The sequence below is a fragment of the Jeotgalibacillus soli genome (genome assembly GCF_000829435.1).
GTDB lineage: Bacteria > Bacillota > Bacilli > Bacillales > Jeotgalibacillaceae > Jeotgalibacillus > Jeotgalibacillus soli.
On the sequence record NZ_JXRP01000018.1, the window covers coordinates 403,896 to 423,989 of the forward strand.

Genomic DNA, 20,094 nt, shown 5'->3' on the forward strand with positions numbered 1-20,094 from the left:
TTAAATACGGTAAAGAAGAACATAAATGGAAGATTACACATTGCAGAGAAAATTGTAAGCGGTTACTTTTTTCTGTTTATATTGAGACAATCACCTAGATTTACTAGTTTGCTAGCCTATGTCGCATGACTCGGATTGTTTTTCTGCTAATAAAAAGATGAACAGGAGGAAACGATATGAAAAATGAAGAAATCAAAGAGCCGATTCGTAAAAAATGGATATGGATTTTCCTTGTATTAAACCTTTTCTCCATTGTCCCTTGGTATTTCCCTGATAGTGCGGTAGAACCATTTATTTTCGGTTTTCCATTATGGGCATTTATTTCAACGTTTTTCTCCCTTGTCTTGTGTGCTTATTTAAGCTGGCTCTGTATCACCCAATGGAATATAGTGGAGGACGAGGAGGAAGCTGATAACGTAAAGGGGGGTAAAAAATGAATAATTTAACATTTGCCGGGATTGATGGAATTATTATATTGTCAGCTTTTGCTGTTATTATGCTTGTTATCGGATATTTCTCAGGCCGTGGTGATAAAAATATTCATGAAAGTCTCTCCGGGTACTACTTAGCTGGACGAAACCTTGGTTTTGTTGCCTTGTTTTTTACCCTTTATGCCACACAATATAGTGGTAATACCATTGTAGGCTATGCGCCAACAGCCTACAGAACAGGTTTTCCCTGGCTTCAATCAATCTCTTTTATGACGATTATTATTGGCGTGTATTTATTGTTCGCTCCAAGGTTGTATGTGATCGCAAAGCGCCGGAAATTTATAACACCGACAGATTGGCTGACCTACCGCTTCAATTCCAAGGCTGTCACACTGCTCAGTATTTTTCTTATGCTATGGGGGCTTGGAAATTACTTGTTGGAGCAGTTAGTAGCAATAGGGCAGGCTGTAGCTGGAATGACTGGCGGTACGATTCCATATCAGGTTGCCGTAATTGCCTTCATATTGGTAATGCTTGCCTATGAATGGATGGGCGGCATGAAGGCCGTTGCTTTCACAGATGTTATGCAAGGAATAATATTAATGATTGGTATTATTGTGTTTTTGATTGGTGGCTTATATTTAGTTGGAGGAAATTTTGCTGATGTTACTCGATATATACATGAGACAGAGCCTGTTAAAACAGGGGTTCCGCCACTGGATGTATCGATAAATTGGTTTAGTATGCTATTGCTGGTAGGATTAGGTGCTAGTATTTATCCGCATGCTGTTCAAAGAATCTATTCTGCTCAAAGTGAAAGAACATTAAAGCATTCTCTGGCTCGTATGGCTTGGATGCCTCCTATTACAACGGGATTTGTCTTTGTCGTGGGGATTATCGGAATTATGCTATATCCTGGACTTGATAAAGCTGGCTCTGAGCAGCTTGTTGGGTTGATGGCAAATGATATTGCAGCGATTAATCCATTCTATTATTGGATTATGATCATCTTTTTTGGCGGAATTGTTGCCGCCATTATCTCAACTGCTGACTCCGTATTACTAAGTTTTTCATCCATGTTATCCAATGATGTGTACGGAAAATTTATTAATCCGAACGCCTCAGAACATAAAAAAGTCATGGTCGGAAAAGTCGGCGGGATTATTGCCATCATCTTTTTGCTTTGGATTGCTTGGAATCCGCCTGGAACGCTTTACGAAATCTTTGTCTTGAAGTTTGAGTTATTAGTACAAGTATTTCCGGCATTTGTACTTGGTCTATATTGGAAGCGCTTAAATGGAAAAGCTGTGTTCTGGGGAATGTTAATCGGTGCCATTGTAGCAGGGGCACTTACATTTACAGGAATTAGAACAGTGTATGGCTTCCACGGAGGAATTATCGGCTTAGCCATTAACTTTATTATTTGTGTCGTTGGCTCGTACTTGAATCCAGCATCTCAGACAAAATCAGATGTTGAAGAGGACATAACTGCCATTAAAGTAAAAGCCTAAAAAAGAGATGATAAAAGATGAATAATTTTTTGTTGAAAGATCGGCCAGGTCTGTTAACAGAGCCCTGGAAGATGCTGGTGTACCTGCTGCTCGCACAATTGATGGTTGCGTTTATCGGAAGAAGCATGGGTCCTTTAGGTGTTTTAATTGGAGAAGACCTTTCGTTAACCAAGGCGCAAATTGGCCTGTTGCCTGCTGCCCTCTTTTTTGGACAGGCGCTTGCTTCCATTCCTGCAGGGTATTTAACAGACCGTGTCGGTTCAAGAATATTACTGTTACTGCTATCTGTTTGTTTAGGTATTAGCTTTTTGTTCATGACGTTTGTTAACAATTTTTGGCTGCTGCTTTTCCTGGTGGGAATTGGCGGAATCGGTTATGGCTCAATGCATCCTGTTTCTAACCGCGGGATCATATACTGGTTTACACTGAAGCAAAGAGGCGCTGCTATGGGGATTAAGCAGTCAGGAGTAACGCTTGGTTCAGCACTTGCTGCGCTCCTATTATTACCGCTCAGCGCTTCCTATGGCTGGCGTCCAGTTTTGGCAGCAGCCAGTTTATTTTTATTGTTGGCGGGGGCTTTAGCGTATTACTTCTACAAGGACCCTCCAGAACAGAAACAAAGAAAAAGTGATCAGACTGGCATTGCTTCATTCTATAAATCCATGCTTGGAATGGCGAAAAACAAAGCCTTGATGCTAGTGAGTTTAAGTGCGATGGGGTTAAATGGATCTCAAATGTGTCTGAATACGTATGTCGTTCTCTTTTCTTATGAGAAATTAGAAATCTCTTTATTTTTAGCAGGTACTCTCCTTGTGATTTCGGAAATTAGCGGATCAATTGGAAGGGTAGCATGGGGCGTTTTAAGCGATCGCTTTTTTAACGGCAGACGTGTTGTCATTCTAATGATCATTAGTACGATATCTGCTTTATCAAGTTTAACTATTGCATTTTTGCCAAGCGAAGCATCCTTTTGGATGGTGGTGCCAATTATTATCATCTTTGGATTTGCTGTCTCAGGCTTTAATGGTATTTGGATGAATTTAGCGAGTGAAATTGTGCCGCGGGAGCAATCTGGTATTTCGAGCGGTTTTAGTATTACACTTGGCTCTTTGGGTGTTATCTTAATTCCGCCGATTTTTGGATTAATGGTCGATTACTCGGGCAGCTACACAATGGGCTGGCTGTTGATTACAGCAGTGATGGTTCTCGTTTTTACGCTGCTGACAATTTTGACATTACAAACTAGGGAAAAACTAACTGTTTAGGAAGGGGATGTTGTTATGGAATTTGATCCAGCTTTGCTTGCAGAAAAAGAGGTTTATAAGTTATTAAGCGGTTCCGTTGTACCTCGTCCTATTGCCTGGGTTTCGACTGTATCAGATGATGGAGAACCAAATCTTGCTCCATTTAGCTTTTTTAATGTTGCATCAAGAAATCCACCGATGCTTTCTATTTCAATCGGACCCGGAGTAGGTGAGAGGGAAGGGACGGAAAAGGATACGCTTGTTAATATTCGCTCTCAAAAGGAATTTGTAATCAATGTGGCTCCAGTATTTCTTGGCAATGAAATGCAAAAGAGTGCTGGGAATTTTCCAAGTGCAGTAAATGAATTTGACGCAGCCGGAGTTACACCAATTGATAGCACCATCGTTAAACCAAAAAGGGTGATGGAAGCACCGATTCAAATGGAATGCTTATTAGAAAAAATTATTCCTCTTGGAACAGATCATTTGATTATCGGGAAAATGGTCAGATATCATATTAAAGAAGAATATTATTTAGGAAACTACAAGATTAACCTAGATCAATTACAGCCTCTCGGAAGATTGGCAGGCAACTTCAGTGAAAATAAGGATTTCTTTACACTTCCTCGATAATGGAGAAAAGCGACTCGTAATGGGTCGTTTTTTAATGTGTAAAATGTTTGAATTACAGTACAATGAATCTCGGTGGGCACGGAACAATCGCAGTGATTTACGCAATGAAAGCAAAAGAAAAGTTAGGTGATAAAACAGAATTATCCATTGAAAAAGCAGGAATTTTACCGATTAAGCTCCATTCCCATTCAAATGAAGAGCTTTACATTTCAAAGAAACAAGCTGCTCCTCAATTTTCAAGAATTCAATGGCTCAAAGCAAGAATTGGCACTTTCCATAGGAATTGAAGAGAACGATATTGAAACCGAACTTCCAGCCTTCAAGGTCAGGAAATCGGAAAAGATGTGAGAATTTGTGTGATTGTAACAAGAAGAAATGGTCAGTGTGATTTCGAAATTACAGGTAATGCGGTTTTTGTGAAGGAAATGGATCTTTCGATATAAGAGGTTTTGTTTTTTGAACCAACTTGATCAAGAATACCTCCATAAAACGTTTCATTATGTATACCAGAGGAAATAACCTAAATAGGAGGTGATATTATGGCCGAAGCCGATTTTAATCGAGCACAGCCTGATCCCGATTATACATTCTCTTCTCTGGAAGAAGCCAAGGAGCAAAAGCCAGATAGTTTTGCAATTATCACGGACCGTCATAAATTCTATTGTGTTCCGGCTATCGAGGTTGATGCTTTTGAAGGCTACCATAGAGTGGAGTAAGGTGTACTAAAAACCACATGTACTTAACGCATGTGGTTTTTCTTATGCGATAGCATACATTTATTATTTTTCATAATAAAACAGAGGGTGTATCTTTATTCACAAGTTGAAAAATGCTCATTCATAAAGTAATGAACGGATGCGGATAAGGAAGTTCGTTTTATGTATTTGAATGTGCCATTTTAAAAGCAAAAGATCTAATATTTTCAAGTAAAAACGCCAGGATACAAAGTAAAGAGTCCTTTATTATCAACCTTAATAGCAGTTTCATAATTTCCACTTTTGAAATGAAACTCTCTATATTAAGGTTTCTCATCGATAAGTGTATAATGTTGATCAACTTTTTTTAGCGTCAAATCAGGTACAGAAATAAAGACCATTTCAAAGATAAGAGGAACATTTTGTATCCATTTCGAACGATTGATCGGCAAGGAATTTGTAAATGGTGTACAGGATAGATCAATATCAATAGCCCCATCTAAATGGGGAAGGTCATTTCCTTTTTCGTCAAACCATTGTCCTTTCCCGTTGGATGATACATGCAGAGATGTATTCAGATTATTAATTTCAATGGCTATTTGTCTGACTATCCAATTATTATCCAGGGAGATCCTGTAGTTGAGTTTGTAGGGGTATTTGTTTGCAAAGCTGATAACAGAGCTTTCAATATTTATTTTATGATCAGTATTTGATAATTCCATATTTTCAAGCCCAAAGAACTCATTATTTTCCCAAACTACTGTTTTTTTCATAAAACCATCCACCTTAAAATAGGTTCTAATCTATTACGCAAAATGCATGAATTTAGATCCAATCACCGTTATCGTTATAGAACGATGAACGTTCAACGAGCTCACCCTCAGGCTGCAAATCAATATCCCGACGATTTTTTGCGGATTTGATCGCTGCTTAAATGCAGATTCGTTCTCACGCAAGGTTTTTCTTTATGTATACGATACCCGGCGTTGAGAGAACAGAATCGATTAAAATCAAGTTTAAATAGTATGGATGAATTTTTTCATGACGTATGGTGAGGTCATAACTGAGAGAAGTGCCCCATAGTTAAGGTTAAATGCTACTTCATCTCCTACCTTCAAATCTTCTTTTTTTGCATCTAGAATTGTATGGTCACTGCTGGAACCTAGAATGTCAATATCCATTTTTGGTGTTAGTCCGCTAACTAGCACATCCTGAATGCCAACCCCAAGGATGACCCTTCTAATTTGGCCGCGATCTGGCCAAATTGGAGTGATTCCAAATGCATTTCTACCTATTTCTCCGTCGGGTACGGATGATTTGATTTTAGATTCAATGACCTCAGAAATGAATGTGAATACGTCTGTAAATAATTCTGGTATTTTTTTACCCAAAAGAGTTTCTCTTCCTAAAAATATGGATTCACCCAATCTTAAATTGTTGATCCTCCCCATTTTTTCAGCAGTCGTAAACCAATTGTAATTTGCTGAGTTTCCACCGGTCACATAGACGAGCGGAAAAGAAAATTTCTTCTCAGCCTGGATCGCTAGTGTAGAAAGAGTGCACATCTTCTCTTCGTTTGGTTTAACCCCGCCAAAGCAGGAAAAATTTGCTCCAATTCCAACGATTTTAATTCCAGGAAGTTTCAATATCTCTTGGATATACCAATCGAGCTGGAGCGGCATGATCCCTTCTCTTAAATCACCCATTTCAATCATTAGGATAATTTTATGCAGCGTATGGTGTTTCATCGCGGTTTCAGAAAGGCTTTTAATAACCGCTATCTCGGTATTCATGCTAATATCTGCATGTTTTATGACTAATTCAACCTCACTTAAGGCGGGGGTACGTAATAAAACAAATTCTGCCTTAATGCCTGCATCCCGCATTTTCTTAAGATTTATTATTTTTGTATCTGCCAAAATACAAATGCCCTTATTCACAAGAACTTCTGCAATCTCTGTCTGTCCGCAAATTGCTTTTGTAACACCCATAATTCCAATTTCTTTTGAAGCATACAAGTTGAAAAGTTTTTCAGCATTGTGTGCAAGCTTATCAAGATTAATTTCGACTCTGGGCGTTATAAGATCATTCAATTGGCAAGTACTTTATTTTTTTTATGCTCTAATTTCGGGAATGCCTCAAAAATGCTTGAGATTAGCTTGTCACATCCATGTTTTAAAACATCGGTCGTTGGAAGTTGAAATTGATCTTCATACTCTATAACAACAGCCTCAATTTCTTTATCTGACATATTTTCATGGTTAATGGTAATAGCAATTACTTTTGAGCTTGAAAAGTTTTCGACCAGCTCAATTTCACTTTTAATCGAGGGCATTTCCATAAAGCTAAAATCTCCTAAATGCTTTCGTTTAGGAGGATGTTGAATGATAACAGCACCAGGTCTTGAGCCTCTTAAAATTCCACAGGAACTTATATACGCAGGGTGGCTTAAGGCTCCTTGACCTTCGACAATAATAATGTCAGGATTATCTTCATTATAGGCATTCATAATTTGATTTTCGATTTCACCTATCATAAATTGCAGAGGCATGGCATCAATCGCTACACCGTATTTAGCTCCTTGTATGATACCAGTTTGTCCAGTCGCCACAAACGCAACATTCAATCCCATTTCTAATAAAGCAGCTTCAAGAATAACAGAGGTCGTTCTTTTGCCAACTGCACTATCTGTTCCAAGAACAGCTATAATCGGGGTTTGGATATCTAAAATTCTTCCTGAAAAAAGGTGTAAATCCTTACTCTGTGGCGGCTTTCTAATATCATGAATGGTAACTCCATATTTAATAGATTGATTTAAAAATTCCGCATCTTCCGTAAAGAATTCATGAAGTGGATTTATGATATCCATCTTGAGTTCCATTGCTTTCATAATCGTTTTTCTTTCATCACTTTTTAAAAACGCATCCGCAGGCGCAATTCCGTAGATAAAATGATTTGGTACAAGGGGCAAGCTTTCAATTGCTTGATCAAGGTTTTGGAATATGGGGATTCCATTTTTTTCGCCCTCGAGATATTCACCTGTATCCATCCCAGCCTTCTCGCTGTCAATGACCCCAACAATTTGATATTTTCTTGAGCTTCTTATAAGTCCATTTGCGGTTTTCCCATCCATTGTTCCAAAATGATCTTCACAATAAATAATTGCCGTTTTTTTCATCATAACTCCCCATCCCAATGTTTTTGGCATTCATGGACTCGGATTAGAGGTAAATTTACATTTTATACATAAAAAAACACCTAAACAGTAGATAGAGGTAAGCAAGCAATCATAAGGCCAACACTAATCATGTAAGGTGTTTTAAAAATATGAAATTTATTCCATCCGTTATCATTAAGTATACCATATATTAACTATAACAATCACTTGTTTTTACAAAATAAGAATATGGCTATTTCAACCTCATTCTTGAAGGTGGTAAAGTTAGAATAAAAACGTATAGAAATGATCAATTCTGTGGCAGCAATTGCGATCAAAATGAAACATCTCTATTACCGCGCTTAAAAAGATCCGTGAAATCAGCTTTTCCAAACACACCGTAGAAATTACAAAGTATTGAAGACGATTCCCTTTAACGATTGCTAAGGAAGAATACAAAAAAATCATATAGCAGCCTATGTCACATTCAAATTCATGAAAACAGAATTTGGCAAACAACAACTATTTGATTTTTTTAGGAAGGATCTGACAATTGAGTTACACGATAATAATCATTGGGCTAATCATCTTTACATTTATAAGATACTGAATTATTTTAGTCCAATTGAATAGCAGCTTGCATACCTTAAATAAACTTTCTATTTTTGTGTTAATAATCTAGTTTTCCTCTATGCTGAATGAATTTATGCCGCTATATAGTACCTAATTCTTCATTACTCAGATTACTGCTGGGTAAGAATTAATTTACAGAACGAGGGGGGGATTTAGATGAAGATCATAGATGCTCACTGTGATGCGCTTAGTAAATTGATAAGGGATGATACTTTGTCTTTTCATGTGCCGAATAATAAAATGGAGAGCCAATTCGAATACATGAAAAAAGCAAACATGGCGGCTCAGATTTTTGCTGTTTTTGTTCCGCCTGACCTACCTTCGAATCAACGATTTAATACCGCATTAAAAATGATAGAAAAATTTCACTATGATGTCGTGAAAAAAGACACACTGATTCCCATATTAAACGGAAAGGATCTTGAAAAAGTATGCGGGGAAAAAACCCAAATCAGGGGTGGGATTTTATCTCTTGAAGGTGCGGATGCGTTGGAAGGAAACCTTTTATATATGAATACTTTATACCGGCTGGGTATGAGAGCTTTAGGATTTACCTGGAATTTTCGGAATGAAGCGGCGGATGGAGTGGAAGAGCCCAATGCGGGGGGGCTTTCTGTATTTGGAATGCAGGTTTTGATTGAAGCGAATAAACTGGGTATCATGCTTGATGTTTCTCATCTCAGTGAAAAGGGTTTTTGGAATGTGGCGGAAAACTCCAAAGATCCATTCATTGCTTCTCACTCAAACTGCCAGCAAATATATCATCATAAGCGAAATCTTTCGAACGAACAGCTGCAGGCGATTTTTAAGAAAGGGGGCGTGGTAGGGTTAACGTTTGTTCCTTCTTTTATTACGGACGAGAAGAAAGTGAATGTTACCCATTTTCTCAAGCATGTTGATCATGTTCTTACGCTTGGCGGCGAAAATCATCTGGCCTTTGGTTCTGATTTTGATGGAGTGTCTTATACGATGGAGGATTTAATTAATGGAGAGAGTTATATTATTCTCATTGAGGCGCTGCTCAAGCAGTATAAAGAAGAACAGGTGAAAAAATGGATGCATGAAAATTGGCTGCGCGTGTTCTCGGCTGTTTTAAAATAAAAATAAAGACGTTTATTTTCCCTCTTTTATTGAATGATCAAGAGTTTTAAACTCTCCCTAATAAAATCCATTACCCTTGATCTAAAGGGAGGCATTAAAAATTCTTCCCTTTAGATCTGATTTACACTCTACTATTTTTGCTCCTTTCGATAAATATCCATGTTATTAGTACAGAACATAGGTTTGTAATTGACTTCTATATGATGCTTCATTCTAAAATAAGGGTGAGAAAAAGGATGACTTGTTTGTAAGTCATCCTTTTTCTATTCGGCTTACGTTATTCAATTACAGGATATTTTAGAAGCTAAACGTACTTTACGTCTAAAGAAATTGAAAATAATTAATCACTCCAGAACTTTGAATATAGTTAATAATGATGAAAAGATAATTTGGAATGATGTTCTATACGAGAGCAAAAGAGTTAATATCTCCTAGAAAATATTTTAGTATAATCTATAACTACTTTGAAGGCACAGTTTTTATGAAAATCAAGTAATCATAATCTTATTTATATCGATTTTGACCGTTGATTACTTGTACGATTAGTATGTGAAATTCATTCACAGCGATGTTTGTATAAAATTCCTTAAAATGGTAAACTATCTTTATTGGAAAATAGTAACTTTCTTTGGAGGGGAAAACGATGATTAGAAGACTTGAACAACGTGATCATGATGCTTGTTTTAACCTGTTAAAAACACAGGCAGCAGAAAATTTATTTATCATTGGCGACATAGAAGCGTATGGCTACGAAACGGATTTTCAAAAGGTATGGGGAGAGTTTAACGAATCAGGTGAGCTGGTAGCTGTGCTTTTAAAATATGAAGAAAATTATATTCCGTTTGCTCCTGGAGATTTTGATGCAAAAGGTTTTGCAGAAATCATCTCAAGTGACGCTTCATTTTCCATGATGTCTGGTTTAAAAGAGATCACAGAAAAAATTGAACCGTACATCAGTCAGAAGCTTAAACGAAAAAGACAAACCTACTACGCGAAATGCACAAGCTTAGATGCCATCACTGATACTGTTGAAACGTCGTTTGTTCAACAAGCAAAACTGCAGGATGCAGAAGATTTGGTGGAATTATTAAATGCTATTCCAGAATTTGAGGAGTCTATGATTACAGTAGAGAGAAAGCGCCGTGGATTGGCGGATGGCACTTCACGTTCATTTTTCATTAAGGAAGATGGAAAAATGGTGTCAACTGCTTCCACCGCAGCAGAAAACTCTCTTTCATCCATGGTCGTTGGCGTTGCGACAGTAGATGTGTATAAGAAAAAAGGCTATGCAACCCAGTGCATGCTAAAGCTTTGCCGAGAGCTTTTAAGCGAGCAAAAGGAATTATGCTTATTCTACGACAACCCAGCAGCTGGAGCGATCTATAAACGGATCGGCTTTGAGGATATTGGCTTTTGGATGATGTACACATATGAAAAGCACTGATTCATTAAAAATTATTGAGGGTTCCAAAATGGACATACGATATCCAATCGGCAAGTTAAAGATTGATGGAGAAATCACTGGTTGGTTTTCTGTTTGATTATTATATGATGTAAAGCGTTAGAATCTTTATAAAAAGTGTATAATAATCTTGATATGAGTAGGGATGAAATTAACAGTCAGCAAGTCTGAACTCAAAAAGGAGTGAAGGTCCAGTGGATCAAAAAATTACAACGTTTTTAATGTTTAATGGTAAAGCAGAAGAAGCAATCAATTTTTATATGTCTTTATTTGATCAATCTGAAACCAGTTTTATGCTCTATAAAGAAGATGGGTCTGTGTTACATGCATCATTTACATTAAATGGACAAATATTTATGGCTATTGACAATTCGAATGGACATCACCACGCCTTCACGCCTGCAATGTCCTTGTTTGTAACATGTGATTCCGAAGAAGAAATCGATCGTTTATTCGAGGCATTATCAGAAGAGGGTGCCGTTCTAATGCCATTAGGACCACTTCCGGTCAGTGAAAAGTTCGGTTGGGTTCAAGACAAATATGGCGTTTCATGGCAGCTAAATCTTCCTAAAAGCTGATTTTCCAAACAACCATCACTGCTCTAAAAAAGAATAGATGGTGGTTGTTTTTTTATGTGTACATAAAGAAAAGGATTAAAGGTAATCGAATAAAATACCTTTTTAAAGGTTAAGATGTCTTACATATAAAAGCAGAGGGATGAATGCAATGTTTTTCAGAAAGATGTCTAAAACAGAAATTACTAATTGGGAAAAAGGAATAAGTGTTGGTTTTTACACCTATATGACTCTTTTATTTATCGATTATATGTCTACAGTCATTTTTGACAGACAAGCTTTTACATCTATCATAATATTATGAGGCGGGTTTGCCGCAGCTAGTGGATACGCAGCAATATTAAACTTGAAGGATCGAAGACTAAAAAGAAAAAACCAGCCATTCGTGTGATACGTCACAATTGAAAACGATCTACCGTGATAAATACGGTCCAGTATTGACGGTTAGCTGATGTAAGAGGAAGACTTTCTCTAGTAATGACAAGCTTTTAAAATTTTTTTAGTAGGTTTCATACGAAAATGGTGTGTGGATGTTCAGATAACTAGTACAATTAACTATAGGATTCTTTTTAATAATATTGTAAGATATCTGAATATATGATCATTTAAAAAGTAAAAAGAAGTGATCAAGAACCTCAGGAGTTACAACTCATTCCCTTCCTACCTATTTCACAGTCCCTATATTTCTGGTTTTATTTCAGTTTATACTCGTGCATTTTAAGTCTATTTGCAGCATTTTCATCCATAATTTTGTAAGCGTTTACAATATGATATAGGTGGTGAAAAAATGAAGGCTAAAGATTTAAATTTAGATCAATTTTACAAGAGCACCACACAATTGGGTCAGGAAGATTCTATTTATGAAAGAATTATTTCGATCCCAACGTCTGCTCGGGCTGCATTGAAACATGAACTTTATGAGACGATTGGGATGGAACGTACGAAAGGACTTTTACTGCGGTATGGATGGCATTGCGGTGTGAGCGATGCTAAAAAAATGAAAGAGGTTGCATGGGATTATTCGAAGGAGCTTATGTTAGCCGGTCCAAAAATGCATGTACTTCATGGATATTTGGAGGATGTTATCATGCCAATCAATGAGGTGGATTTTGAAAAGGGCACAATCCATCTTGATGCAATTTGGGTGAACACATTCGAAGCGAAAGAACATCTTAAACTTTTCGGTCTAAGTGAAACCCCTGTCTGCCATACAATTGTCGGTTATGCAAGTGGATATCTTTCAACCGTTTTGGGAGAACGAGTGATTGTTAAAGAAGTGGAATGCAAGGCAATGGGGCATGAAAATTGCCGTTGTATATGTAAGACCGTTAAAGAATGGAACGGAGAGGTAGATAATGAGATTACATACTACCAGTCAAACAGCTTAATTAATGAGTTAGATCAAGCCTATGAAAAATTAAAGGTTGAAAGAGACAATTTAAATAAAGCGTACCATATACATGAACGTTTAATGAATGAAGCGCTTAAGGAAAACGGACTATCATCCATCGTTGATCTCTTGTATGAAACGATTGGATTACCGGTCATAATAGAGGACCAGAATCAAAACACTATCGCATTTGCGGGTATGCAAGAAAAAGATTCAGGTTATAAAAAGCACAATCGCTCAAAAAATGTTAAGAAAACAGAGCTGTTGCAGTTTGATGACGGCACAAAAAAACTCATAACCCCGATTCTTTTACAACAAAAAATCATCGGGTATTGTTCCTTCCTATATGAAAGCAATATCCCTAGCGAATTGGATAAAATGATATTGGAACGCGCTGCACTAGCTTGTTCAACGATTTTATTAAACGAACGTATTCGGTTAAATACAGAGCAGCGAGTTAGGAGGAGCTTTTTAGAGGATATTTTATCTAGCCAAATGTCTAAAGAGGAAATAGCTAAACGAGCCTATTATTTAGGCTTTAAACTACATCCTCCCTTCTTGATTCTTAATCTGAAACGATCTATTAAAAAAATGTTGAATGAAAATGAACTGGAATTAAATGAAGAATTAATCAATCAGCTATTTATGTACTTTAAAGACCGGAATATCAATGCTATTTTAGCGCAGAAATCTGAGGGAATAATCATTCTTCTATCAGAAGGTTCATTGAAAGAAAACTTTATCCAAATTCATCAAATGGTTCAGAAGCTTCTTGATTATTGTGCTTTTAAATTTTCGAAATGTTCCTTTTCTATTGGGGTTAGTTCTTCATCTAATGCAATTGAGGATGCAGCTCAACTATATAATGAAAGTCTTGCTGCTTTAAATGTAACGAATAAATCAAGAAATATTGTACATTATGATTCCTTGGGCATTGAAGGAATCCTGTTTCAAGTGAAAAATGAAGAAATGATTCAAAAATTTATAAAAAAACAGATCGGTACATTGATTGAAAATGATAAAAACATGGAATTAACAAAGACGCTTTACCACTATTTAAATAATGGATGTAATGTCCATAAAACAGCCAGGAATATGAATTTTTCCATTAGCGGGCTTCGATATCGGCTGCAGAGATTAAATGAAATATTGAAATCAGACATAAACCGGCCAAACGTGTCTTTTCAGCTGTTTTTAGCCCTTCAATCTCTTATTATGAGGGGAGAGCTTGATATTGAAATTGAAATCGAATCAGATTTTGTCAATAAATGAAAGATGTCAACCAGCTGATTTAATCGTCAGCTGTTTTTTTATAGGGATTTTTCCTTATAAATGATTTCGTACGAATCATGTGAATCAGAGGAGAAAATCTTGTAATTTAAAGACATAATAATCTGTATATTCAGAAAAGAATAACCTTTATGATTTAACTATAAAGAATTTAGGGGAGGGATCATAACAAATAAAGGTGATCAAGTATAGCACAAATGAAAGAAATTATTAAAAAGGGGAAGGAGTTGAAATGATAATGGATGATCGTTTATTTCGCAATGCTATGGGCAATTTTGCAACAGGTATAACCGTTATTACAACGGAGGCAGAAGGAATGCAGCATGGAATGACGGCTAATGCGTTTATGTCCGTTTCCTTGCATCCAAAGCTAGTAGCCATTTCAATCGGCAACAATGCCAAAATGCTCAACTACATTAAACAGGCAAAAAAATTTGCAGTCAGTTTTTTAGCACAGGATCAACAAGAAATATCCATGTTGTTCGCTGGCCAAATAAAAGACGGAAGACAGTATGAGTTTGCCCGCTTGAATGGAATGCCTATTATTGAAGGGGCACTCGTGAATCTAACTTGCAATGTCGTCTCTAAGTATGAAGCTGGCGACCACACATTATTTTTCGGAGAAGTAACAGAAATGATTAGTAATGAAGGAGACGCTTTATTGTATTTTAAAGGGGCCTATCGTCATTTGCATGTTTTAGAAGAAAAATTGACTTAGATAATAATTTGTTGCAAAGGAGTTTTCTGCTTTGGAGACCGTATACCTTACACATAATCAAAACCAAGTTTTTTTAGATATAGAGCCTTGTGTAATGGTTCTTGGTTTTTTTGATGGTGTCCATATTGGTCATCAGTGTGTGATTCATACTGCCAAGAAAATCGCCGAGGAAAAAAATGTAGAGTTAGCGGCCATCACATTTTTCCCCCATCCTAAAGAAATACTTAACCATGTGGAAAAACCATTTCGCTATATTACTCCTATGTCTGACAAAGAAGAGACACTGGCTGGACTTGGGATCGATAAGCTATATGTAATTGAATTTAATCGGGAATTAGCGGCTCTCCCGCCTAAGAGTTTCATCGAACACTATGTGATTGGACTGAATGCGGTTCATGTTGTAGCAGGTTTTGATTTTACTTATGGCAATAAAGGTGAGGGAAATATGGACACAATTGGACTTGACGGAAACGGCCGATTTCAAGTGACGAAGGTCCAGAAGGTCACATGTGGGGATCAAAAAATAAGTTCAACACTGATAAGAGAGACTTTGGGTAAAGGGGAAGTGGAAAAAATTCCTGATTATCTAGGGGATTTTTACGAAACGCAGGGTGAAATCTTAATTGACACCATCATTCAGGAGAAAGGAAAGGTACGGGCTTATTTAACGACCAAGCCAGGTTATACACTGCCAAGCATAGGCTGGTATTCTATTGAAGTATTCTTTTTACATCAAATCTTTGCAGGAACTTCTAGCGTTCAACTACTGGACAATGGGGTCGTTGTAAATGAAATAGAGCTGGAAGGTTTTAAACCAAAAGATAATAATACCCTATTGAAAATCAAATGGCTGAATCGGATTGATGAATGTGAGAATAAGAATCCTGTAAATAAAAATCGTCTGCGTGAATTTTCAACATCTTTTTAACAAATTAGTATAATATATACTAAAATTTTAATGAAATATAGAAATATCCAGTTTGTTTGTTTCTATATTAAATAAATTAAAAATATTAATCTAATAATAGGAACTAAAATCGATAGCTGTAAATAGGAATTCTTTTCATGCATTTTAAAATGTAAGCGCTTTAATTAGTAGGGCGTTTAATTAAAGGAGGTTATACAAATGGCAATGAACGAACTTCATCTTGAAAACAACGAAAAGTTAAACATCGCAGATTTGCTTGCGAAGGCAGAGGCAATTGGGAAATTAGCAGAAAGTGAAGCGAGGGAAGCAGATAAGAATGCCCAATTTTCCGATAAGATCGCAAAAGCAATTGAGGAGGCAGGGTTCCATAAATTGATGCGGCCAAAGAAATATGGCGGATCAGCCATTGATTTGAAAACATACGCAAACATAATCCGAACGGTTTCCCGCCACAGCATTGCCGCAGGATGGCTTACCTACTTTTTTTCGATTCATGAGACGTGGGCAGCCTATCTTCCTCCAAAGGGAAGGGATGAAATTTTCGGACAGGGCGGCATGCTTGCAGACGTTGTTGCACCGCTAGGAAAAGTAGAGGCAGATAAAGATGGAGAAGGGTATCGCCTTTCTGGCAATTGGAATTTTTGCAGCGGGGTCCTCTGGAGTGAGTGGATTGGGCTAGGAGCTGTGATGAAGCTTCCTGACAGCACAGAACCCGAATACTGTCTTTTAGCTTTACCTAAATCTGACTTAAAGGTCGTGAAAAACTGGGATACGGTAGGGCTTCGGGGGACTGGAAGCAACGGGGTGTCTGTAGAAAATGCCTATGTACCTTTACATCGAATTTTTCCTGCTGCACGGGTATTGGGAAAAGGATTGCCTCCAGGAGGAGAATATGACGAAAATGACTCAGCTTACCGCAGACCTTTTATGTCCTTGTTCCTGTTCGGGTTTCCTCTTGTTGCAATAGGCGGGGCTGAACGACTGATTTCTTTATTCAAGGAACGGACAGAAAAACGTCACCGTGTCTTTAAGGGTGGGGCTAATGAAAAGGAATCTGCAAGCAGCCAGCGTGTATTAGCTGAGTTAAAGATAAAATTAAATACGTTGGAAGGGCTGGTCGACCAATACATTGAACAGCTTGATTCCTGGCAGATTGAAGGGACAACAGTCAGTGGTGAAGAGGAACGAGAGCGTCTATTTGCTCTTCGGGGACATGTTGCGAAATCGGCAGTAGACATCGCTGTTAAAACGATGCTGACGCTTGGTGGGACTGCGATTTTTAAGGGGGACCCAGTTGAATTATTCACAAGGGATTTGTTAGCGCTCGCTGCCCATCCTAATCACCTTTATGAAGATGCAATGGCAGCCTATGGAAGCACCCTGTTTGGTTTTGAAGGACATGCAGTTTGGTAAGATGTTTCCAGCACATGACATGCAAGTAAATTTATTAAATAAATCTATTAAATAATTGGAGGAATTTAAAATGAGAAAAGAGCCAATTTTTGATGTTGCCCAGCTTGCACACGTGGAAATGTACAGCCCGAAACCGGACGAGACATTATGGTTTTTTAAAGAGCTATTAGGAATGGAAGAATCTCATAGAGAAGGACAATCTGTTTATCTTAGAGCCTATGAGGACTTTTATCATCATACGCTGAAAATTACAGAAGCAAAGGAAGCTGGATTGGGACATGTTGCATGGCGTGCAACTTCCCAGCAGGCGTTGGAGCGTCGAGTAAGTGCGATTAAAGAAACAGGTCTTGGCAAAGGCTGGTTTGAAGGGGAAGTGGGACAAGGGGCTGCTTACCAATTCACGACTCCTGATGGACATAATATGGAACTGCTTTGGGAAGTGGATTATTATAAAGCACCGCCAGAGTTAAGAACGCCATTATTGAATCGACCGCAAAAGAAACCTACTCGGGGTGTTCCTGTTCGCAGGTTAGACCATGTCAATTTGATGAATAGCGAAATGAAGCCAAACGTTGATTTTATGTTAAATACACTAGGATTTAATTTGCGTGAACATATTCAATTAAAGGATGGTAATGATGTAGCAGCTTGGATGAGTGTAAGTCCGCTAGTACATGATATTGCCATGATGGGCGACCCGCTTGGAGGGATGGGCCGTATGCACCATATTTGTTATTGGTATGGGTACCCACAGCATCTTATGGATATTTCTGATCTATTTGTTGAAAACGGTATTAAGATTGAAGCGGGACCTGGTAAGCACGGCGTGACCCAGGCATATTTCCTCTATGTGATTGAACCGGGAGGCAACCGAGTTGAATTATTTGGAGATGCAGGCTACCTCATTTTTGATCCAGATTGGAAGCCGATCACTTGGAGAGAAGAAGATCTTGAAAAAGCGATTATCTGGTATGGCTCCCAGCTGCCGCAAGAATTTTTCCAATATGGCACTCCGATTATCGGAGACAAAAAAACAGCACCAATTGGTTAATGTTTATGCTTGTTAGCACCTATGGACCGTAATGAATTTTCAAAAAAACTCAAACGCTGCTTGGACAGATTGTGACCATGAGGGCCTTCTATAAAGGTCAGCATGGTCATCAATCCTTTTAGTGAGACAGAGAATAGGAGGGGTTCATTTGGCGAATGAACTGAAAAAAAGCACAAAAATGTTGGCTGACCATCTGACTAACGCCTATAAGGAACGTCAGGGTGTTACTCCGTTGACTGAATTAGAACCAGAGCTGTCCATCCAGCAGGCCTATGAAGTCCAGCTTTTGATGATACAGCGAGAAGTAGAGGCAGGAAAGCAAATCGTCGGGAAAAAGATTGGATTAACATCTCTGGCGATGCAAAAACTTCTCGGTGTGGATCAACCGGATTACGGTCATTTACTCGATGATATGATGATCGAAAACGGTGGACAAATTGATAAAAAAAAGGTTCTTCAACCTAAGGTGGAGGCTGAAATTGTCTTTGTGCTGAAAAATGAGCTAAAAGGGCCGAACGTAACAGCTACTGATGTTTTGCTTGCGACAAATTATGTCGTTCCTGCATTGGAAATTGTCGACAGCCGAATCTCCGATTGGAAGATCCAATTGCAAGACACCATTGCAGATAATGCGTCATCTGGACTTTATGTACTGGGTGGAAGACCAAGATCTATTGATCAGCTTGATTTGGGGCAAATAGGGATGGTTTTTTTCAAGAATGGTGAGCTTGTAAATACTGGGGTAGGTGCTGCAGCATTGGGGCATCCAGCTAATTGTGTAGCATGGCTGGCAAATAAGCTATCAGAATACGGCATCACGTTGAATGCAGGCGAAGTCATTTTATCAGGTGCACTTTCTGCAGCTGTAAATGCCGAGCCGGGAGATTATTTTCAAGCAAAATTTGCTCACCTTGGTGAAGTAAGTGTCCGTTTTGACAAATGAAATAAGGAGCTGGAGAGGAGTGAGTTTATGCCTAAAGTAAAGGTAGCCATTATTGGCTCAGGTAATATTGGAACCGATTTAATGATGAAACTTGCGCGTTCCGACGTGTTGGAATTAACTGCAATGATTGGAATTGATCCGGAGTCTGATGGACTGCAGCGTGCAAAAGAGCAGGGGTATGAAGTGATCGATACTGGGATTAAAGGGTTTCTTGCAAAGCCCGACTTGGCCGATATTGTCTTTGATGCCACATCTGCGAAAGCACATATTCGTCATGCCAGACTGCTGAAAGAAGCAGGAAAAAAAGTGCTCGATTTAACTCCTGCAGCGGTCGGTCCTTTTGTCATTCCGCCTGTAAATTTAGGGGAAAACCTTGATGCTCCTAACATAAATTTAATTACTTGTGGAGGTCAGGCGACAATCCCAATGGTTCACGCAGTAAATCGAGTTAGTCCGGTTAACTATGCTGAAATTGTTGCGACCATCTCCAGTAAAAGTGCAGGTCCGGGTACAAGAGCTAACATTGATGAATTTACACAAACAACGTCACGCGGGATCGAAGAAATTGGCGGTGCAAAAAAAGGAAAAGCCATTATCATTTTAAATCCGGCAGAACCGCCAATCCTAATGAGGGATACAGTTTATGCAGTCGTTGAAGACGGAACGATGGACGAAGAAAAAATAACAAAATCGATCGAAGAGATGGCAAAGTCTGTACAATCGTACGTTCCGGGCTACCGTTTGAGAACACAGCCGATCTTTGAAGGGAATCGGGTAACTGTATTCTTAGAGGTGGAAGGTGCGGGAGATTATCTTCCTAAATACTCTGGCAATCTTGATATTATGACAGCTGCAGCAGTTAAAGTTGCAGAAGAACTTGCACGTAATCAATTAATAGTACATCAATAGATGGATAGAT

19 protein-coding genes are annotated in these 20,094 nt (G+C 38.2%); 16 read left to right on the plus strand and 3 right to left on the minus strand.

Features of this window, described 5'->3' with window-relative positions; all coding sequences use genetic code 11:
- Positions 1-176 precede the first annotated feature (176 nt).
- The 6 genes from KP78_RS12425 to KP78_RS20095 all read left to right on the plus strand — a co-directional run bounded on the left by KP78_RS12425 (position 177) and on the right by KP78_RS20095 (position 4,535).
- On the plus strand, positions 177-437 hold the full coding sequence (locus KP78_RS12425; RefSeq protein ID WP_041089377.1) for a hypothetical protein: 261 nt from the start codon (positions 177-179) through the stop codon (positions 435-437).
- Positions 434-1,942, plus strand: coding sequence for a sodium:solute symporter family protein (locus KP78_RS12430; protein WP_041089379.1), 1,509 nt, complete (start codon positions 434-436; stop codon positions 1,940-1,942). Before KP78_RS12425 ends, KP78_RS12430 begins: the two co-directional genes overlap by 4 nt.
- A gap of 17 nt (positions 1,943-1,959) precedes the next feature.
- Positions 1,960-3,207: an MFS transporter gene (locus tag KP78_RS12435; RefSeq protein ID WP_041089381.1), complete on the plus strand. Its 1,248-nt coding sequence runs from the start codon at positions 1,960-1,962 to the stop codon at positions 3,205-3,207.
- 15 nt (positions 3,208-3,222) lie between these two features.
- Positions 3,223-3,819, plus strand: coding sequence for a flavin reductase family protein (locus KP78_RS12440; RefSeq protein ID WP_041089383.1), 597 nt, complete (start codon positions 3,223-3,225; stop codon positions 3,817-3,819).
- A gap of 47 nt (positions 3,820-3,866) precedes the next feature.
- Positions 3,867-4,106, plus strand: coding sequence for a PhzF family phenazine biosynthesis protein (locus KP78_RS12445; RefSeq protein WP_041089385.1), 240 nt, complete (start codon positions 3,867-3,869; stop codon positions 4,104-4,106).
- A gap of 252 nt (positions 4,107-4,358) precedes the next feature.
- On the plus strand, positions 4,359-4,535 hold the full coding sequence (locus KP78_RS20095) for a hypothetical protein (protein ID WP_157841495.1): 177 nt from the start codon (positions 4,359-4,361) through the stop codon (positions 4,533-4,535).
- A 302-nt stretch (positions 4,536-4,837) separates the two neighbouring features.
- On the opposite strand, the gene KP78_RS12450 is transcribed toward KP78_RS20095, so the two are convergent.
- The 3 genes from KP78_RS12450 to KP78_RS12460 all read right to left on the minus strand — a co-directional run bounded on the left by KP78_RS12450 (position 4,838) and on the right by KP78_RS12460 (position 7,692).
- Positions 4,838-5,287: a putative glycolipid-binding domain-containing protein gene (locus KP78_RS12450; protein WP_052474789.1), complete on the minus strand. Its 450-nt coding sequence runs from the start codon at positions 5,285-5,287 to the stop codon at positions 4,838-4,840.
- A gap of 243 nt (positions 5,288-5,530) precedes the next feature.
- Positions 5,531-6,607 carry an alanine/ornithine racemase family PLP-dependent enzyme gene (locus tag KP78_RS12455; RefSeq protein WP_041089386.1) on the minus strand — a complete coding sequence of 359 codons (1,077 nt, stop codon included), beginning with the start codon at positions 6,605-6,607 and terminating at the stop codon, positions 5,531-5,533.
- Complete coding sequence (locus KP78_RS12460; RefSeq protein ID WP_041089957.1) at positions 6,604-7,692, minus strand: N-acetyltransferase DgcN family protein; 1,089 nt, start codon at positions 7,690-7,692, stop codon at positions 6,604-6,606. Before KP78_RS12460 ends, KP78_RS12455 begins: the two co-directional genes overlap by 4 nt.
- 768 nt (positions 7,693-8,460) lie before the next feature.
- Between KP78_RS12460 and KP78_RS12465 the strand changes: the two genes are divergently transcribed.
- The 10 genes from KP78_RS12465 to KP78_RS12515 all read left to right on the plus strand — a co-directional run bounded on the left by KP78_RS12465 (position 8,461) and on the right by KP78_RS12515 (position 20,084).
- Positions 8,461-9,405 (plus strand): dipeptidase, encoded by a 945-nt coding sequence (locus KP78_RS12465; protein ID WP_041089388.1) that lies wholly within the window; start codon positions 8,461-8,463, stop codon positions 9,403-9,405.
- 643 nt (positions 9,406-10,048) lie between these two features.
- Positions 10,049-10,849, plus strand: coding sequence for a GNAT family N-acetyltransferase (locus KP78_RS12470; RefSeq protein ID WP_041089390.1), 801 nt, complete (start codon positions 10,049-10,051; stop codon positions 10,847-10,849).
- Between the two features lie 212 nt (positions 10,850-11,061).
- Entirely contained in the window at positions 11,062-11,445 is a 384-nt protein-coding gene (locus tag KP78_RS12475; protein ID WP_041089392.1) for a VOC family protein, read from the plus strand.
- A gap of 784 nt (positions 11,446-12,229) precedes the next feature.
- Entirely contained in the window at positions 12,230-14,104 is a 1,875-nt protein-coding gene (locus tag KP78_RS12485) for a XylR N-terminal domain-containing protein (RefSeq protein WP_052474790.1), read from the plus strand.
- A 256-nt stretch (positions 14,105-14,360) separates the two neighbouring features.
- Positions 14,361-14,840: a flavin reductase family protein gene (locus tag KP78_RS12490; protein ID WP_041089394.1), complete on the plus strand. Its 480-nt coding sequence runs from the start codon at positions 14,361-14,363 to the stop codon at positions 14,838-14,840.
- Positions 14,841-14,871: 31 nt separating this feature from the next.
- Entirely contained in the window at positions 14,872-15,768 is an 897-nt protein-coding gene (locus KP78_RS12495) for an FAD synthetase family protein (RefSeq protein ID WP_052474791.1), read from the plus strand.
- Positions 15,769-15,966: 198 nt separating this feature from the next.
- Positions 15,967-17,181 carry an acyl-CoA dehydrogenase family protein gene (locus KP78_RS12500; RefSeq protein WP_041089396.1) on the plus strand — a complete coding sequence of 405 codons (1,215 nt, stop codon included), beginning with the start codon at positions 15,967-15,969 and terminating at the stop codon, positions 17,179-17,181.
- 70 nt (positions 17,182-17,251) lie between these two features.
- Positions 17,252-18,232 carry a catechol 2,3-dioxygenase gene (locus KP78_RS12505; RefSeq protein WP_041089398.1) on the plus strand — a complete coding sequence of 327 codons (981 nt, stop codon included), beginning with the start codon at positions 17,252-17,254 and terminating at the stop codon, positions 18,230-18,232.
- A gap of 178 nt (positions 18,233-18,410) precedes the next feature.
- Positions 18,411-19,175: a 2-keto-4-pentenoate hydratase gene (locus KP78_RS12510; RefSeq protein WP_041089960.1), complete on the plus strand. Its 765-nt coding sequence runs from the start codon at positions 18,411-18,413 to the stop codon at positions 19,173-19,175.
- 27 nt (positions 19,176-19,202) lie between these two features.
- The gene (locus KP78_RS12515; RefSeq protein ID WP_041089400.1) at positions 19,203-20,084 is read left to right on the plus strand and encodes an acetaldehyde dehydrogenase (acetylating); all 882 of its coding nucleotides are present in this window, start codon (positions 19,203-19,205) and stop codon (positions 20,082-20,084) included.
- Positions 20,085-20,094: the final 10 nt, after the last annotated feature.

Coding starts and splice junctions, on each gene's coding strand:
- KP78_RS12425 (WP_041089377.1), top strand. CDS start 177: ATGAAAAATGAAGAAATCAAAGAGCCGATTCGTAAAAAATGGATATGG.
- KP78_RS12430 (WP_041089379.1), top strand. CDS start 434: ATGAATAATTTAACATTTGCCGGGATTGATGGAATTATTATATTGTCA.
- KP78_RS12435 (WP_041089381.1), top strand. CDS start 1,960: ATGAATAATTTTTTGTTGAAAGATCGGCCAGGTCTGTTAACAGAGCCC.
- KP78_RS12440 (WP_041089383.1), top strand. CDS start 3,223: ATGGAATTTGATCCAGCTTTGCTTGCAGAAAAAGAGGTTTATAAGTTA.
- KP78_RS20095 (WP_157841495.1), top strand. CDS start 4,359: ATGGCCGAAGCCGATTTTAATCGAGCACAGCCTGATCCCGATTATACA.
- KP78_RS12450 (WP_052474789.1), bottom strand. CDS start 5,287: ATGAAAAAAACAGTAGTTTGGGAAAATAATGAGTTCTTTGGGCTTGAA.
- KP78_RS12460 (WP_041089957.1), bottom strand. CDS start 7,692: ATGAAAAAAACGGCAATTATTTATTGTGAAGATCATTTTGGAACAATG.
- KP78_RS12465 (WP_041089388.1), top strand. CDS start 8,461: ATGAAGATCATAGATGCTCACTGTGATGCGCTTAGTAAATTGATAAGG.
- KP78_RS12470 (WP_041089390.1), top strand. CDS start 10,049: ATGATTAGAAGACTTGAACAACGTGATCATGATGCTTGTTTTAACCTG.
- KP78_RS12485 (WP_052474790.1), top strand. CDS start 12,230: ATGAAGGCTAAAGATTTAAATTTAGATCAATTTTACAAGAGCACCACA.
- KP78_RS12490 (WP_041089394.1), top strand. CDS start 14,361: ATGGATGATCGTTTATTTCGCAATGCTATGGGCAATTTTGCAACAGGT.
- KP78_RS12500 (WP_041089396.1), top strand. CDS start 15,967: ATGGCAATGAACGAACTTCATCTTGAAAACAACGAAAAGTTAAACATC.
- KP78_RS12505 (WP_041089398.1), top strand. CDS start 17,252: ATGAGAAAAGAGCCAATTTTTGATGTTGCCCAGCTTGCACACGTGGAA.
- KP78_RS12510 (WP_041089960.1), top strand. CDS start 18,411: ATGTTGGCTGACCATCTGACTAACGCCTATAAGGAACGTCAGGGTGTT.
- KP78_RS12515 (WP_041089400.1), top strand. CDS start 19,203: ATGCCTAAAGTAAAGGTAGCCATTATTGGCTCAGGTAATATTGGAACC.